15 protein-coding genes are annotated in these 16722 nt (G+C 70.8%); 14 read left to right on the top strand and 1 reads right to left on the bottom strand.

The window, feature by feature from the left end; all coding sequences use genetic code 11:
- Positions 1–13 precede the first annotated feature (13 nt).
- The 3 genes from AOA12_RS18960 (at position 14) to AOA12_RS18950 (ending at position 2991) form a co-directional block, all read left to right on the top strand.
- Positions 14–925 carry a helix-turn-helix domain-containing protein gene (locus AOA12_RS18960; protein ID WP_054686335.1) on the top strand — a complete coding sequence of 304 codons (912 nt, stop codon included), beginning with the start codon at positions 14–16 and terminating at the stop codon, positions 923–925.
- Between the two features lie 170 nt (positions 926–1095).
- The gene (locus AOA12_RS18955) at positions 1096–2634 is read left to right on the top strand and encodes a GMC family oxidoreductase (protein WP_054686334.1); all 1539 of its coding nucleotides are present in this window, start codon (positions 1096–1098) and stop codon (positions 2632–2634) included.
- A gap of 42 nt (positions 2635–2676) precedes the next feature.
- Positions 2677–2991, top strand: coding sequence for an EthD family reductase (locus tag AOA12_RS18950; RefSeq protein WP_054686333.1), 315 nt, complete (start codon positions 2677–2679; stop codon positions 2989–2991).
- Between the two features lie 80 nt (positions 2992–3071).
- Here AOA12_RS18950 and AOA12_RS18945 read toward each other — a convergent pair whose 3' ends face one another.
- Positions 3072–4040 carry an NADPH:quinone oxidoreductase family protein gene (locus AOA12_RS18945; RefSeq protein ID WP_054686332.1) on the bottom strand — a complete coding sequence of 323 codons (969 nt, stop codon included), beginning with the start codon at positions 4038–4040 and terminating at the stop codon, positions 3072–3074.
- A gap of 386 nt (positions 4041–4426) precedes the next feature.
- Between AOA12_RS18945 and AOA12_RS18940 the strand changes: the two genes are divergently transcribed.
- The 11 genes from AOA12_RS18940 (at position 4427) to AOA12_RS18890 (ending at position 16684) form a co-directional block, all read left to right on the top strand.
- Positions 4427–5269, top strand: coding sequence for an ABC transporter ATP-binding protein (locus AOA12_RS18940; protein WP_054686331.1), 843 nt, complete (start codon positions 4427–4429; stop codon positions 5267–5269).
- Complete coding sequence (locus AOA12_RS18935; RefSeq protein ID WP_054686330.1) at positions 5266–6324, top strand: ABC transporter permease; 1059 nt, start codon at positions 5266–5268, stop codon at positions 6322–6324. The genes AOA12_RS18940 and AOA12_RS18935 overlap by 4 nt, the downstream gene beginning before the upstream one ends.
- The gene (locus AOA12_RS18930; protein ID WP_054686329.1) at positions 6321–7190 is read left to right on the top strand and encodes an ABC transporter permease; all 870 of its coding nucleotides are present in this window, start codon (positions 6321–6323) and stop codon (positions 7188–7190) included. Before AOA12_RS18935 ends, AOA12_RS18930 begins: the two co-directional genes overlap by 4 nt.
- A gap of 64 nt (positions 7191–7254) precedes the next feature.
- Positions 7255–8859, top strand: coding sequence for an ABC transporter substrate-binding protein (locus AOA12_RS18925; protein WP_054686328.1), 1605 nt, complete (start codon positions 7255–7257; stop codon positions 8857–8859).
- Between the two features lie 9 nt (positions 8860–8868).
- Positions 8869–9897 (top strand): ABC transporter ATP-binding protein, encoded by a 1029-nt coding sequence (locus AOA12_RS18920; protein ID WP_054686327.1) that lies wholly within the window; start codon positions 8869–8871, stop codon positions 9895–9897.
- Positions 9898–9936: 39 nt separating this feature from the next.
- Positions 9937–10749 (top strand): enoyl-CoA hydratase/isomerase family protein, encoded by an 813-nt coding sequence (locus AOA12_RS18915; RefSeq protein ID WP_054686326.1) that lies wholly within the window; start codon positions 9937–9939, stop codon positions 10747–10749.
- Between the two features lies 1 nt (position 10750).
- Positions 10751–11227, top strand: a complete 477-nt coding sequence (locus tag AOA12_RS18910) for a hypothetical protein (protein WP_054686325.1) — start codon at positions 10751–10753, stop codon at positions 11225–11227.
- Positions 11224–11670: a MaoC family dehydratase gene (locus tag AOA12_RS18905; RefSeq protein WP_054686324.1), complete on the top strand. Its 447-nt coding sequence runs from the start codon at positions 11224–11226 to the stop codon at positions 11668–11670. The genes AOA12_RS18910 and AOA12_RS18905 overlap by 4 nt, the downstream gene beginning before the upstream one ends.
- 76 nt (positions 11671–11746) lie before the next feature.
- Positions 11747–13342: an ABC transporter substrate-binding protein gene (locus AOA12_RS18900; RefSeq protein ID WP_054686323.1), complete on the top strand. Its 1596-nt coding sequence runs from the start codon at positions 11747–11749 to the stop codon at positions 13340–13342.
- A 72-nt stretch (positions 13343–13414) separates the two neighbouring features.
- The gene (locus AOA12_RS18895; RefSeq protein ID WP_054686322.1) at positions 13415–15010 is read left to right on the top strand and encodes an AMP-binding protein; all 1596 of its coding nucleotides are present in this window, start codon (positions 13415–13417) and stop codon (positions 15008–15010) included.
- A gap of 72 nt (positions 15011–15082) precedes the next feature.
- The gene (locus AOA12_RS18890) at positions 15083–16684 is read left to right on the top strand and encodes an AMP-binding protein (protein WP_054686321.1); all 1602 of its coding nucleotides are present in this window, start codon (positions 15083–15085) and stop codon (positions 16682–16684) included.
- The last annotated feature ends 38 nt before the right edge of the window (positions 16685–16722 follow it).

The raw sequence follows: 16722 nt of genomic DNA, 5'->3' as shown, positions 1-16722 counted from the left end.
GCGAGGTCGTCACGTGGACGGGGAGGGCTTCGGCGTCGTCGGCGACACCCTGACGAGCCACCTGCCGTGGGCGATCGAGGCCGACGGCCTCGCCGGCCTTGGCGAGGGGACGTCGCGCACGCGATGCCTCGGCGACCTGCGGCTCGTGACCGCGCGCTTCGGGCCGGGACGCTTCCACCGGCGCTCGCGGGAGCTCGCGATGACCGACGGCGAGTACGTCGGCGTGGTGCTCGTGCGCGACGGGACGGAGCTCGTCGGGCAGGGCGATCGCCAGGTCAGCGTGTCGGGCGGCGCCGCGCTCGCGTGGGACAGCGTGCGCGGGGCCGAGTGCCGCATCCCCGCGCCGGTCGCCAAGCACGTCGTGCTCGTGCCGCGCAGCCGGTTCCTCGGCGTCGCCCCGCGTCCCGAGGCGATCACGATGCGGCCGATCGCCGCGTCGTCCGCCACGCGTCTGCTCGGCTCCCTGCTCGACGGCGCCGCGGAGGGGCCGGGCCTCGACGCGCACACGGCGGCCGCGACCGGGGGCGCGGTCGTCGAGCTCCTGCGCGCGGTCTGCGCGCAGGAGCTGCCGGTGCCGGCGTCGTGGGAGGACTCGGCGCTGCTGCTGTTCGCGCGGCGCCACATCCAGGAGAACCTCTCCGACACGCAGCTCGACCCCGCGCGCATCGCGCGCGTGCTCGGGGTCTCGAGGCGGCGGCTCTACGAGGTGTTCTCGAGCACGGGCGAGCCCGTCGCCGCCTGCATCCGGCGCCTGCGGCTGAGCCGGGCGCACCAGGAGGTGTCGCGCTGTCCTCCCGTCAAGCAGATCGCCGAGATCGCGCGCGAGGTGGGGTTCACCGATCCCGCGCACTTCGCGCGCAGCTTCCGCGTCGCGTACGGGGAGAGCCCGCGCGACCTGCGGCAGCGCCTCGGCTCCGCGGCCTGAGCGGAGGCGGCCGTCCGTGCCGAGCGGGCCGGCGCCGGCGGAACGGAGTGCACAGGACCGCGCACGGATCGGCAAGTGCGACGCTCCAAAAATATGGTGTACTACTTAAAACCCGGACCGCACGGCGATGTGCGACGCGGGCGCCCAGAGTTCAAGGAGGAATTCACGTCATGGCTGTACACACGATCGTCGTCGGGGCAGGAAGCGCGGGCGGCGCGCTCGCCGCCCGGCTCACGGAAGACCCGAACCAGCGCGTCACCCTCATCGAGGCCGGCCCCGACTACGCGACGCTCGACGAGACGCCCGATGACATCCGCAACGCGGACGCCGTCAGCACGAGCGTGCACGACTGGGGCATCCGGTCGTTCTTCGTCGAGCCCCCCGAGTCGCGCGAGCCGCAGATCTACGCCCGCGGCCGGGTCGTCGGCGGATGCTCGTCGGTGAACGCCGCGATCGCGCACCGCGGCACGCCCGCCGACGCGCAGCGCTGGGTCGACGCCGGGCTCGACGAGTGGAACTGGGACAAGGTGCTCCACTACTACAAGAAGCTCGAGACCGACCTCGACTACGGGGCGGGCGACTACCACGGCGGCGACGGCCCCGTTCCGATCAAGCGCGTGTCGAAGGACGAGTGGCCGCCCGCGACGCACGCGATGCAGGCCGCGGCGATCGCGGCGGGCTTCCCCGAGCTCGAGGACTTCAACGTGCCGGGCGCGAACGGCTTCGCGGCGTCGGCGCGCAACGTGCGCGACGGCAACGTGCGCGCGGGCACGCTCGTCTCCTACCTGCAGCCGGCGCGAGGCCGCGAGAACCTCACGATCCTCGCCGACACCTTCGTGCAGCGCGTCGTCTTCGAGGACGGCCGCGCCGTCGGCGTCGAGGTGCTGCGCGGCGACGGCGTCGAGCGCATCGACGCCGACCGCGTCGTGCTCTCGGCCGGCTTCGTGCAGAGCCCGCAGATCCTCACCCTCTCGGGCATCGGGCCCGCCGAGACGCTGAGCGCCCTGGGCATCGAGCCCGTGGTCGTCAACGAGAACGTCGGGCGGAACATGAAGGACCACCCGATCGTGCCGGTCGTCGGCCTCATCGGCCAGACCGAGCACCACGGCCTGCGCGCGGAGCTGAAGTGGACGACGCCGCGGGGCGCGGAGATCGGCATCGTCAACGACGCCTACCTGTTCTCGGTGACGATGGAGCCCGAGTCGCTGGGCTTCTCGGTGGGCGCCGAGGCCGAGCCGTTCACGCTGCTCAGCATCCTCGCGCAGCCGACGTCGGTCGGCTGGCTCACGGTCGTCTCGGACGACGTGCGCGTGCAGCCCGAGATCCACTCGAACTTCCTGGGCACCGAGGACGACATGGTCCGCATGATGCAGCAGGTGCGGTTCGCGTACCGGGTCGCGACGACCGAGCCGATGGCGAGCGAGCTGCAGTCGGTCATCATGCCCACAGAGGAGGTCGTGAACGACGACGACGCCCTGCGCGAATGGCTGCGCCAGACCCTCGCGACGGGGTTCCACGGCACCTCGACGTGCCGCATGGGCCACGACGCGAGCACGTCGGTCGTGTCGCAGCGGCTCGCCGTGCACGGCGTCGAGAACCTGTACGTCGCGGACTGCTCGGCCCTGCGCGACATCACGAGCGCCGCGACCAACCTCACCGGCATCCTGATCGGCGAGCGCATGGCCGACTGGCTGCTCGACCGGGCCTGAGCCGCGCACCCCGTCATCCACCCCCCCTCAAGGAAGAGAACCATGGTCTACCAGCTCACCGCGCTCTACCATCACCCCGACGACGTCGCAGCGTTCGAGAAGCACTACACCGAGACGCACGTGCCGCTCACGCTCGCGCTCCCCGGCATCCGCTCCCTCGACGTGCAGCGTCTCGGCCCGGGCCTCGACGGCTCCGAGCCCGCCTACCACCAGGTGGTGACCCTCACCTTCGACTCCGCGGAGGCGGTCGCCCAGGCCCTGGCCACCCCCGCCGGCGAGACCGTGCTCGCCGACATCCCGAACGCGGCTCCGAACGGCGTGGAGATCCTCGCCGGCGAGGTGCGAAGCCACCTCTAGGAGACGTCATCCGCCTCTTCGGTGGGCTGTGCCGGTCGTGGTGCCCGGCGCAGCCCACCGCTGTCCTGTCCCCGCGCGGGTCAGAGCACGGCGACGGCCTTGCCCTGGATCCTCGCCTCGCCGAGGAGGTCGAGCGCGCGGGGGATCTCGTCGAAGGCGAACGTCTGCCGGATGTGCGGACGCAGCCATCCCTCCTCGGCGAGACGGTCGAGGGTCACCGCGAGCCGGGGGAGCAGGGCGGGGTCGACGTCGAGGAAGGCGCCGAACGCCACGCCGACGACGCTGACGTTGCGCAGCAGGAGGCGGTTGACCTTGATGCTGGGGATGTCGCCGGCCGCGAAGCCGATGACGAGAAGACGTCCCTCGGGCGCCAGCGTGCGCACGGCCTCGCCGAAGATCCAGTCGCCCAGCGGGTCGACGACCACGTCGACGCCGCGCGACCCCGTGAGCTCGGCGACCCTGGACGAGAAGCCCTCCTCCAGCACGATGGCGTGCTCGGCCCCCGCCTCGAGGGCCGTCTCGCGCTGCGCGTCGTTCTGCACGCCCGCGATGACGCCGGCGCCGAGGCCGCGCGCGATCTGGATCGCCGCGGTGCCGATGCCGCCGCCGGCGCCCAGCACGAGCACGCGCTCGCCCGCCTCGAGCCTCCCGCGGTTCTGCAAGGCGAAGAGGGCCGTCGCGTAGTTGACGCCGACGGCGGCCGCCTGCTCCTGGGTCAGCGCCGCCGGCGTGGGCGCGACCGCCTTGAGCGGTGCGACCGCGTACTCGGCGAAGCCGCCGTTCCAGACGAAGGCGAACGCGCGGTCGCCCGCCTTCCAGCCCGATGCGACGGGGGCCGACTCGATGCGCCCGGCGATCTCGCACCCGGGGATCATCGGCAGCTCGGGCTTGAGCTGGTACTGGCCGCGCGTGAGGAGGAGGTCGGGGTAGTTGATGCCGATCGCGTCGACCTTGAGCAGCACCTCGTCGTCCGCGGGCACGGGAACCGGCGCCTCGGCGAGTCGCAGCCCGCTGGGGCCTTCGTACGCGTGCAGCTCCAGGGCTCTCATCTCGACTCCGTTCCGGGGTGTGTCGCTCGGACGCGAGGCGCCCAGAGTTCAGATGACCGAACAAGCGATCGGTCTGGAGGAGAATGTAGCGCGGGCGAGGGTGCACCGCAAGCGGTCGCGGCCGGCGCCTCGCCGCAAGCGTTACAAAAAAGTGTCTTGACCGAATGCTCGCTCGGTACGTGCAATCCTTACCGCCTTTGCAAGCGCGGAGGGGCGGATGCCTCCGGAATCACCGTGATTTACGGAATATAGAGTGCACTTGACACCGACCCATTTCAATGTCATCGTGGTTCAAGCCGAACGATCGGTCGGCAAAGTTCAAGAGCAGCGTGGCCATGAACGTCCGAGAACGGTCACGCGCTCACAGTCGCTGATGGGAGCTGCGTGTGGAGACTGAGGCACGGCATCTCGCCCGCGGGGGAGAACGCGCGGGCGACGCGCCGTCGGGTCCGGCCGCGACCCGCGGCCCGCTTCTCGAGGTCGCCGACCTTCACATCACCTACACGGGCAAGGACGGCCGGCAGGTGCACGCCGTGCGCGGCGTCGACCTGACGATCCGGCCCGGCGAGGTCGTGGGACTGCTCGGCGAGTCGGGTTCGGGCAAGTCGAGCATGGGGCGCGCGATCGCCGGATTCGAGAAGCCCTCCGCGGGGACGATCGCGATCAACGGCGTGCCGTCGGCCGGAAGCCGGCGTCAGGTCGGCCGCGCCGGCGTGCAGATGATCTTCCAGGACTCCAGCCTCGCGCTCAACCCGCGGCTGCCGATCTGGAAGAGCGTCGCCGAGGCGATCCACCCCGGCATGCGCCGCTCCGACCGTGCCGCCGCCGTCGCACAGCTCGAGCGCGTGGGCCTCACCGAGGAGCAGGCGCGCAAGAGGCCCGCGGAGATCTCGGGCGGCCAGCGGCAGCGGGTCGCGATCGCGCGCGCCCTCGCGTCGGGGGCGAAGCTCATCGTGTGCGATGAGGCCGTGTCGGCCCTCGACGTCTCGGTGCGCGCGACCGTGCTCAACCTGCTCGCCCGCCTGCGCGTGGAGGAGGACATCGCCCTCCTGTTCATCTCGCACGACATCGCCGTGACGGCGCACCTCTCGGACCGCATCGTCGTGCTCCACCACGGCATGGTCGAGGAGGAGGCTCCCACGAGCGAGCTCATCGTCGCCCCGAAGAACGAGTACACCCGGCGGCTCCTCGACGCGATCCCCGCCCTGGAACGAGGTGTCTCCGCATGATCGCCCTGCTGCTGCGCCGGCTGCTCTTCATCGTCCCGACCCTGATCGCGACGAGCCTCATCGTCTTCGGCCTGCAGACCCTCATCCCCGGCGGACCCGCACAGGCGATCGCGGGCGAGGGCGCCACGCCCGAGATGGTCGCGGCCATCGAGAAGCGTCTCGGCCTCGACCAGCCCCTCATCGTGCAGTACGGGAGCTGGATCTGGGGGCTGCTGCAGGGCGACCTCGGCACGTCGTACACGTCGTCGGTCTCGGTCAACGACATCGTCGCGGTGCGGCTGCCCGTGAGCTTCCAGCTCATCCTCATGTCGATCCCCCTCGCGCTCGTCGTCGGCGGCGCCCTGGGCATCTGGGCCGCGATCCGCGCGCAGCGCTGGGACGGCAAGGCGGTCATGAGCCTGTCGGCCCTGGGCCTGTCGATCCCCGAGTTCTACCTGGCGGCGCTCGCCGCGGGCATCGTGGGACTGCAGTGGAGGCTCCTTCCGCCCGTGGGCTACGTGCCGATCACGACCAGCTTCTGGGGCAACATCGAGACGATGATCCTGCCGACGCTCGTGCTGGCGATGCCGACGGCCGCGTTGATCTGCCGCCACATGCGCTCCTCGATGGTGCGTGAGCTCGACAGCGTGCACATCCGCACGGCGTGGGCGATGGGCCTGCGTCCGCGGGAGATCTACTTCAACTACGCCTTGCGCATCGCCGTCGCGCCGCTCATCACCTACGTGCCGCTCGCGATCGCCTCGCTCATCGGCGCCTCCGTGCTCGTGGAGGGCGTGTTCGCGCTTCCCGGCTTGGGCTCGGCGATCATGACCGCGGTCTCGACGCGTGACTACGGCACGCTGCAGGGGATCACGATCCTCGTCGCGGCGATCGTCATCGCCCTGAACCTCGTCGCCGACATCGTGCTGATCCTCATCGATCCGCGGCTGCGTGTGGCGGGTCGCCGCCGAGGACGGCGCGGCGGCGTGGCACCCGAGCCGGTCGCGGCGGCGCTGCCCGTCGTCGTGCGGGAGCCGTCTCAGGAATCCCTGCTCACGGTGAGGAGCGAAGCATGAGCACCACGAGGACAACGGGAATCGTCCTTCCCGATGCATCGGGGCGCGCCGGCGCCCTCCGGGTGCGTCGTCGCCGTCGCCCCTTGACGTTCGCGGGGCCGATCCTCGTCGCCGTGGTCGTCCTCTTCGTGATCGCGCCGCTCGTCGCGCCGATGGATCCGCTCGCGCAGGACGTCGCGGCGCGACTGCAGGGCCCGTCGGTCGAGCATTGGCTCGGAACCGATGCGCTCGGTCGTGACGTGTTCAGCCGCCTGCTGCTGGGCGGCACGTCGGCGTTGATCGGCGTCGCCATCGCGATGGCGACCATGATGATCATCGGCATCCCGTGGGGCCTCGCCGCAGGCTATCTGGGCGGCACGGCCGACGAGATCCTCATGCGGATCGCGGATGCCTTCATCTCGCTTCCCGGCATCGTGCTGGCCATCGCCATCACCGGGGTCGTCGGACCGAGCCTGGAGAACTCCATGATCGCCGTCGGCGTCGTGATCGCGCCGACGATCGCCCGCATCCTGCGCTCGACGGTGCTGCCGCTGCGACGATCCGACTTCGTGCTCGTCGCCAGATCCCTCGGGGTGAGCGCGCCGCGGGTGGCTCTGCGGCACGTGCTGCCGAACTCGATGGGCCCCGTCGTCGTGCAGATCTGCTCGCTGGCGGCCCTCTGCCTGGTCGTGCAGGCCGGTCTCGCGTTCATCGGTCTCGGTGTGCAGCCGCCCGACCCCAGCTGGGGCGGCGACCTCGCCAACGCCTACCGCCGGTTCACCTCGTCGCCGCTCGCGACGATCGCCCCGGGTCTCACGATCACGCTCTGCGCCCTGCTCCTCAACGTCGTCGGTGACGGGCTGCGCCAGCGGCTCCGGATCGAGTGACGTCCTCCCCACCCCTTGCACGATCGCGTCGACGATGACGCGACACCCGAAAGGAAGAATCCGAATGGTCACATTCAGCATGACCGGCAACGGCCGCCGCCGCGCACGGCGCCGTCGCGGCGGAATCATCGCCGCCGTCGCCGTCGCGACGATCGTCCTGGCCTCGTGCAGCGGCGGCGGCGACGGCGGCACCGGGCCCACATCGAACGGCGACGCCGGCGCCTCGAGCAGCGACGCCGCCATCGACACGTCGGCCGTGCTCCGCGTCGGACTCGGCGGCACGGTCCCCGTCCTGAACCCCGGCGCAGGAACCGGCGGCGGCGACCAGCAGATCCTCTACCTGCTCTACGATCGGCTGACCACGTTCGACCCCGAGACCGGCGAGGTGCTGCCGAATCTGGCGAAGTCGTGGGAGTTCAGCGACGACGGCACCGAGTTCCGCATGGAGCTGGAGACCGGCGTGATGTTCCACGACGGCACGGAGCTCGATGCGGAGGCGGTCGCCTTCAGCCTCGACTACTACAAGGAGCTCGGGGTGCAGCTCGACCTCGCGCCCGTGGAGTCGGTCGAGGTGGTGAGCCCCACCGAGGTGCTGCTGCATCTGAGCCGGCCGTACTCGTCGCTTCCGGCGGTGCTCGGCGACCGTGCCGGCATGATCGTCTCGCCGACCGCGGTCGAGACGCTCGGCGAGGGCTTCGCGGCCGCTCCCGTCGGCACCGGACCGTACAGGTTCGCGTCGCAGGTCGCCGGCTCGAGCGTCTCGCTCGAGCGCTTCGACGACTACTGGAAGGGCGAGCCGCGGCTCGCGGGCATGACGATCACGACCTACTCGGACGAGACGGCCCGGCTCGCGGCCGCTCAGTCGGGACAGCTCGACGTCGCGATCACCCTCGGACTGCCGGATGTCGAGACGGCTCGCGCCATTCCGGGCATGGAAGTGATCGAGACGCCGTCGCTGCGGTTCGGTCAGCTGTTCCTCAATTCGGCGATCCCGCCGTTCAACGACCCGAACGTGCGGCTCGCGCTCAACCACGCGGTCGATCGCCAGGCGTACGTCGACGCCGTGACCGAGGGTCTCGGGGCCATCGCCTTCGGGCCCTTCCCGGAGTCGAGCGTCTACTTCAACTCCGCGGACGCCTTCCCGTACGATCTCGACGAGGCCAAGGCGCTCATGGCGAAGTCGGGCAGCCCGGCCGTCGACGTGTCGTGCCTGAGCTTCAACGCCGTGGGCAACGAGGTGACCGGTCCGCTCATGGTGGCGCAGGCCAAAGAGATCGGCATCAACATGCGTCTTGACGTGCGCGAGCCCGCGGCGGCCATCGCCGCCATGGCGACCGGCGACGAGTCGTGCCTGTTCTCGGCCTGGACGGGTCGACCCGATCCGGCGATCTCGCTCAACTCGCTGTACTCGTCGACGGGCACCTACAACTACGGTCAGGCCACGCACGGCCGCATCGACGAGCTGCTGGCCATCGTGGACTCCACGTTCGACCAGGACGAGCGCGCCGCCGCGATCCGCGACGTCGTCGGCGAGCTCACGGTGGAAGCGCCGCACGTGCCGCTCTACGTGAACCCGCTCTTCGATCTCGTGGGCGAGAACGTCGTCGACTGGGAGCCCAATTTCCAGGGCAAGGTCGACTTCAGCGGCGTCGCCCTGTCGCAGGGATGAGGTGAGACCGTGACCGTTCTCGCACCGGCGGAGCGCGACGTGCTCCTCTCCGTGGACGACCTGTCCGTCGCCTATGTGACCGACGACGGCAAGGTCAAGCACGCCGTGACCGACGTGAGCTTCGAGCTGCGCCCCGGGGAGATCCTGGGCCTCGCGGGCGAGTCGGGCTGCGGCAAGAGCACGGCGGCCCTCGCGATGATGCGGCTGCTGCCCCGCTCGGCCGAGGTGACGGGGACGGTCCGGTTCGACGGGCGCGACGTGCTGGCCGCCAGCCGTGCGCAGCTGCGCGAGATCCGCGGGCGCGGCATCGCCATGGTCTTCCAGGAGACCGTGACGGCGCTCAACCCCGTCGTGAAGGTCGGCGACCAGCTCGTCCGCGCCCTCCGATCGCACTTCGACCTCAGCCGCAAGGAGGCGCAGGCGCGCGCGATCGAATGGCTCGAGCGGGTGCGGCTGCGAGACCCCGAGCGCGTCATGCGCAGCTATCCCTCCGAGCTGTCGGGCGGGATGAGCCAGCGCGTCGTGATCGCGATGGCGCTGAGCTGCGGGTCGCGCGTGCTGCTGGCCGACGAGCCGACGACCGCGCTGGACGTCTCGGTGCAGGCCGATCTGCTGGCGCTGCTGCGTCGCCTGGTCGACGAGGAGCAGCTGTCGATCGTGCTCGTCAGCCACGACCTGGGCGTGCTCAACGAGGTCTGCGACCGCGTGATGATCTTCTACGCGGGCGAGATCGTCGAAGAGGGGGCCGCCGACCAGACCCTCGCCGCGCCCAGCCATCCCTACACGCTCGCGCTCATGAAGAGCCGGCCGCGGCTCGACTCGAAGGGCGGCCCGCTCGCGGAGATCCCCGACACGGTGGGATCGGCCGAGGGCGAGGCGGGATGCCGGTTCCGCAAGCGCTGCGCGTGGGCGCAGGACGTCTGCGCCCGGCATCCCGCCCTCGAGCGCCGCGCCGAGACGGGCCGCAGCGTGCGGTGCTGGCGCGCCGACGAGGTCCACCGGGTGTCGCACGAGCAACTGGTCGAGAGCGCGCGCTGACGCCGCGCGGCCGAGACAGACGAGAGAGAAGAGGAACCCATGTCACAGGGCGAAGACGACGTCTTGTTCGAGACCGTCGGCGCGGTCGGCGTGATCACGCTGAACCGGCCCGAGAAGCTCAACGCGCTCACCCTCCGCATGTTCGCGATGATGCAGGACATGCTGGAGGAGTGCCGTTCGAGCCGCATCCGCGCGGTGGTCTTCCAGGGCGCGGGACGCGCGTTCACCGCGGGCGACGACGTCTCGGCCGAGGGCTTCCGGGCGGGCGCCGAGGAGCGGCGGCACGGCGACTACGGGCAGAACGCGCCGTCGTCGTTCTTCACCCACCCCGGCCCCTACGGGCTGTGGCGCGACATCCGCTTCTTCCCCAAGCCGGTGATCGCCGCGGTCCAGGGACACTGCGCGGGAGCGGGCGCCGACATCGCCCTCGCGTGCGACCTTCGCGTGGCCGCCGACGACGTCAAGCTCAGCTTCCCGTACGCGAAGCTCGGCCTGGTCGGCGGAACGTGGCTGCTGGAGAAGTACGTGGGCCTCGGCCTGGCCACGGAACTGCTGCTCACCGGCCGGCTCGTCGAGGCCGAGGAGGCGAAGCGGCTGAACCTGGTGACCTCGGTGACCACGCCCGAGGAGCTGCACGCCGAGGCCCTGCGGCTCGCGCAGTCGCTCGCCGAGGGACCGACCAAGGCCTACGGCTACACGAAGGAGGCGCTCAACCGCGGCATGAACGCCGACATCCAGCAGGGCCTCGAGTACATGCTCTGGGCGAACGGCTTCGCCGTCAACGCGCGGGACTACGCGGAAGGGCGCGCGGCCTTCGTCGAGAAGCGCCCCGCGCGCTACACGGGAGAGTGACATGACCGACTCGACAGGGCGGGTGTCCCAGGTCTACGCCCCGGACAGCCGCTGGGCGGCGCTCGACGACGTCGAGACCACCGAGTGGGAGGAGCTGGGCTGGCTGGAGGTCGCCCCGGACCACCACGCCGACCTGCTCGCGACGTTCGGCAGCAGCGCCGGATCGCGCGCGGGCGACCCCGTGCACCTCGGCGTGCTCGCCGGCTACACGCTCGGGGCGCTGCGCAACACGTTCCCCCTGCCCGACGCCCCGGAGGCCGAGCTGCCGACCGCGCTCGTGCACGCCGACGAGATCGTGCGGGTGGAGGGCGCCGTGGCGATCGGCGAGCGGGTCGCGCTGCTCGGCCGGCTGCGCGCCGATCGCGCGCGCCGCAGCTATCGGTACGAGGGCTGGCTGCGCGGGACGCAGGGCGACCCGCGCGTGTTCGCGTCGTTCGAGATCCGCGTGCTCCCGTTGGAGAGGATGGCAGACCAATGAGCTATGAGAAGGGGCGGCGCTGGGTCGCGGACCCCGTCGAGATCCGTGCCGAGCAGCTGACGCCGTTCAGCCGCGCGATGGGGCGTGCCACCGGCTACGGCGTGGCCGAGGGCGACTCCAGCTATCACGACGATCCCGGGCACGCGAAGGAGCTCGGGTACCGCACGGCGGTCGCGTGGGGCCTGCACACGTACGGCCTCATCGCGCAGGCCGTCGAAGACCTGCTCGGCGCCGGGCTCGCGCCCGAGCGCGAGATCGCGGTGCGCTTCACGCGGCCCGTCTTCGAGGGCGAGCGCATCACGACCACCCTGACCCTCGAATCCGCGGCCCGGCGTCCCGACCGGATGCAGCGGCTGACGCTCGCCGCACGGTGCGCGATCGACGACGGATCGACGGTGGCCGAGGGCCAGGTCGTCGTGCTGGCGCGCGCCTCGGCGCCCTGAGCGCGCGTCCGGCCACGGCGACGACGACAGACAGACAGCGGGACGCGACGACGCGGCCCGGAGAAAGGAATGACCCATGTCCGTGTTCCCCTTGCGCAGTGACGCGCGGCGTCCCCGTCGTCGTCGCGGTGCCTTCCTCGCGGCGCTCGCCGTCTCGACCGTCGTCCTCGCGGCCTGCACCGGCGGCGGTGGCGGCGACGGCGACGCCGGCGAGAGCACCGGGCCGGCCGGGTCGGCCGACGCCGTCATCGACACCGAGGCGGTGCTGCGCGTCGGCTCCGCGTACATCATCTCCTCCCTCGACCCGGGGGCCGGAACGAGCGGCAGCGATCAGCAGCTCCTCTACTTCCTGTACGACCGGTTGACGACGTTCGATCCGGAGACGGGTGAGGTGCTGCCGAATCTGGCGACGTCGTGGGAGTTCAGCGACGACGGCACGGAGTTCCGGATGCAGATCGCGGAGGGCGTGACGTTCCACGACGGCACGCCGCTCGACGCGCAGGCCGTCGTGGACAGCCTCACGCACTACAAGGAGCTGGGCGTGCAGCTCGACCTGGCCCCCGTGCAGTCGATGGAGGCGGTGAGCCCGACCGAGGTCGTGCTGCGCCTCGACCGGCCGTACTCGTCGTTGCCGTCGCTGCTGGGCGACCGCGCCGGCATGATCGTCTCGCCGACCGCCGTCGAGACGCTGGGCGACGGGTTCGCGTCGGCCCCCGTGGGCGCCGGTCCGTACCGGTTCGTCTCTCAGGTGCCCGGCTCGAGCCTCACGCTGGAGCGCAACCCCGACTACTGGAAGGGCGAGCCGCAGCTGGCCGGCGTCACGGTCACGTTCTACTCCGACGAGACGGCACGGCTGGCGGCCGCGCGCTCGGGCCAGCTCGACGTCACGACCGTGCTCGCGCTGCCCGACGTCGAGGCCGCCCGTGACATCGCGGGGATGTCCGTGGTCGAGACCCCGTCGGTGCGCTTCGGCCAGCTGTTCCTGAACTCGGCCATCCCGCCGTTCGACGACCGCAACGTGCGGCTCGCGCTGAACCACGCGATGGACCGGCAGGCGTATGTGGATGCCGTGACCGAGGGGCTGGGGTCGATCGCGTTCGGGCCGTTCCCGCCGTCGAGCGTCTTCTTCAACTCGGAGGACGCGTTCCCGTACGATCCGGAGAAGGCGAAGGAGCTGCTCGCCGAGTCGGGAACCCCGAGCATCCAGGTCACGTGCCAGACGTTCAACGCCGCGGGCAATGACGTGACGGCGCCGCTGCTGGTCGCGCAGGCGAAGGCGGTCGGCATCGACATGTCCCTCGACGTGCGCGACACCGCGACGTCGATCGCGAACATGGCGTCGGGCCAGGAGCCGTGCCTCTTCTCGCAGTGGGGCGGTCGTCCCGACCCGGCGATGTCGCTGACTCAGCTGTACTCGACGTCGGGGACGTACAACTACGGTCAGGCGAAGCACGGTCGCATCGACGAGCTGATCGCGATCGTCGACTCGACGTTCGACCAGGACGAGCGCGCCGCCGCGATCCGCGACGTCGTCGGCGAGCTCACGGTCGAGGCGCCGCACGTGCCGCTGTACTTCAACCCGCTGTTCGATCTCGTGGGCGACCGCGTCGTCGGCTGGGAGCCGAACTTCCAGGGGAAGGTCGACTTCAGCGGTGTGGCACTCGCGAAGTGACCGTCCGTCCGGGACGGATGCGAGCAGGACAGGCGTGAGCAGGGAGGCAGACGTGAGCGAGGAGATCGGCTGATGGTTTCGCGGAGTGAGCTGTTCCCGCAGGTCGTCGCGCGTCATGCGCGGGAGGTGCCGGAGCGGGTGTTCCTCCGGCACGCGGACACGGGGGAGTCGTGGACGTACGCGCGGACGCACGAGGAGGGCCTGTCGTGGGCCGATGCGTTCGACGGCGGCGGGCCGGACTCGGTGGTGGTGACGTTCCTGCCGAACAGTCTGGATTACGTGGCGGTGGCTTTGGGGTTGGCGTGGGTGCCGACGATCGAGGTGCCGGCGAACACGAATCTGAAGGGTGATCTGCTGGCGCATGTGATCCGTGACTCGGGGGCGACGGAGATGGTCGTGGGTGAGGAGCTGCTGGAGCGGGCCTCGTCTGCCGGTGAGGTGTTCGCGGCGTTGGAGCGGGTGATCGTGGTGCCGCGTGCGGGGGCGCGGGAGGTGCTGGCGGATCCTTCGGTGCTGCCGGCGAACGGGGTGGGGTCGCGGGAGGTGCTGGCGTCGGCGGTGGCGCGGGAGCGGTCGGACGAGGAGGGGCCGGGGCCGTACGATCTGGCGTTCATCCTGTACACGTCGGGCACGACCGGACCCTCCAAGGGTGTGATGTGCTCGTGGACGCAGACGTACACGGGTGCGGGGCTGGTGAGCGACTACCTCGGATTCACCGCCGAGGACGTCTACTACGTGCCCCTGCCGCTCTTCCACATCGGCGGACGGATGGTGCCCTACGCCGTCGCGCTGGCCGGCGGGCGCTGCGTCGTGAAGTCGTACTTCCGCACGCCGGACTTCTGGCCCGACATCCGGAGGCACGGCTGCACCGTGACCCAGCTCATGCCCGTCATGGCACGGTGGCTGCTCGCGCAGGAGCCGCAGGACGACGATGCCGACAACCCCCTCGACCGGGTGACGCTCATCCCGCTCATCGACGAGCTGCCGGAGTTCCGCGAGCGCTTCGGCGTGCGCATCCGGTGTGCCTACAACATGACGGAGACGTCGTGCCCGATCGTGGCCGAGGGCGACGTGCTCGCCAACGAGGGCCATTCGGGCGTGCGTCGTGAGGGCTTCGAGCTGCGGATCGCGGACGACGACGATCGTCCCGTGCCGGTCGGCGAGGTCGGCGAGCTGCTCATCCGCGCCGACGAGCCGGGCGCTCTGATGTCGGGATACTGGCGTCAGCCGGAGAAGACCGTCGAGGCGTGGCGCAATCTGTGGTTCCACACGGGCGATCTGTTCCGCGTGGACGAGCAGGGGCGCTACTACTACGTCGACCGGAAGAAGGACTCGATCCGCCGCCGCGGCGAGAACATCTCGTCGGTGGAGGTGGAGCAGGAGATCCTGAAGCATCCCGATGTCGCGGAGGCGGGCGTCGTGGCGACGCCGTCGCCCGAGGGCGAGGACGAGGTGCTGGCCTTCGTGCTTCCCCGCGCGGGATCCGGCCTGACGGCCGGGGCGCTGCACGCAGACCTGGCGGAGCGGATGCCGCGGTTCATGGTGCCGCGGTTCATCGAGCTCGTGGACGACTTCCCGCGTACCGAGGCGACGCTGCGCATCCAGAAGGCCGAGCTGCGCAAGAAGGGCCGCGGCGACGCCACGTGGGACGCCCTCGCCGCGCGATGAACAGAAGGCGCAGTGATGAGCGGATGACGGACGCCGATGCGACCGTCGCCGGGGACGGAGCAGGAGGACGGGATGGTTGATCGGGACCAGTTGTTTCCGCAGGTGGTGGCGCGCTGGGCGCGGGAGGCGCCCGAGCGGGTGTTCCTCCAGCATGCGGACACGGGGGAGTCGTGGACGTACGCGCGGACGAACCAGGAGGGCCTCGTCTGGGCGGACGTGTTCGACGGACGGGCGCCTGATTCCGTGGTGGTGACCTTTCTGCCGAACAGTCTGGATTACGTGGCGGTGGCTTTGGGGTTGGCGTGGGTGCCGACGATCGAGGTGCCGGCGAACACGAATCTGAAGGGTGATCTGCTGGCGCATGTGATCCGTGACTCGGGGGCGACGGAGATGGTCGTGGGTGAGGAGCTGCTGGAGCGGGCCTCGTCTGCCGGTGAGGTGTTCGCGGCGTTGGAGCGGGTGATCGTGGTGCCGCGTGCGGGGGCGCGGGAGGTGCTGGCGGATCCTTCGGTGCTGCCGGCGAACGGGGTGGGGTCGCGGGAGGTGCTGGCGTCGGCGGTGGCGCGGGAGCGGTCGGACGAGGAGGGGCCGGGGCCGTACGATCTGGCGTTCATCCTGTACACGTCGGGCACGACCGGACCCTCCAAAGGCGTCATGTGCACCTGGACCCAGACCATGGGACCCGTCGTCGCAGGCCGCGCGCACGTCGGTCCCGATGACGCGGACTACGTTCCGCTGCCGCTGTTCCACATCGGCGGGCGCGCGAAGCCCTACCGGATGGCCTTCGTGGGCGGGCGCTGCGTCGTGAAGCACTCGTTCAAGACGCGGGACTTCTGGTCGGACGTCCGCGCCTACGCCTGCACCGTCACGCAGCTGATGCCGCAGATGGCGCGATGGCTGCTCGCGCAGGAGCCGCGCGACGACGACGCCGACAACCCTCTCGACATCGTGATGATGGTGCCGCTCATCGACGAGCTGCCGGAGTTCCGCGAGCGCTTCGGCGTGCGCATCCGCACCGGCTACAACATGACCGAGACCTCCGGGCCCATCGGCCGCAGCGACGACGTGCTGACCAACGAGGGACACTCCGGCTCGTGCCGACCGGGGTTCCAGCTGCGGATCGCGGACGACGACGATCGTCCCGTGCCGGTCGGCGAGGTCGGTGAGCTGCTGATCCGCGCCGACGAGCCGGGCGCGCTCATGGCCGGCTACTGGCGCAACCCCGAGAAGACGGTGGAGGCGTGGCGGAACCTCTGGTTCCACACGGGCGATCTGTTCCGCGTGGACGAGCAGGGGCGCTACTACTACGTCGACCGGAAGAAGGACTCGATCCGCCGCCGGGGCGAGAACATCTCCTCCGCCGAGGTGGAGCAGCAGATCCTGACGCACCCGGATGTGCTCGAGGCGGGTGTCGTGGCGACGCCGTCGCCCGAGGGCGAGGACGAGGTGCTGGCCTTCGTGCTTCCGCACGCGGGGTCGGATCTGACGGCCGGGGCGCTGCACGCGCATCTGATGGAGGTCATGCCGCGGTTCATGGTGCCGCGGTTCATCGAGCTCGTGGACGACTTCCCGCGCACCGAGGCGACGCTGCGCATCCAGAAGGCCGAGCTGCGCAAGAAGGGCCGCGGCGACGCCACGTGGGACGCGCTCGCAGATGAGACGTCGCGGCGGTAGTGTGTGGCGCGCGGGCACAGGCAGGACGGGCTGCCCGC

The sequence above is a fragment of the Microbacterium sp. No. 7 genome (assembly GCF_001314225.1).
Taxonomy (GTDB): domain Bacteria; phylum Actinomycetota; class Actinomycetes; order Actinomycetales; family Microbacteriaceae; genus Microbacterium.
Note: the sequence above shows the minus strand (reverse complement) of the source record. Positions and strands in the feature narration are given on the sequence as shown.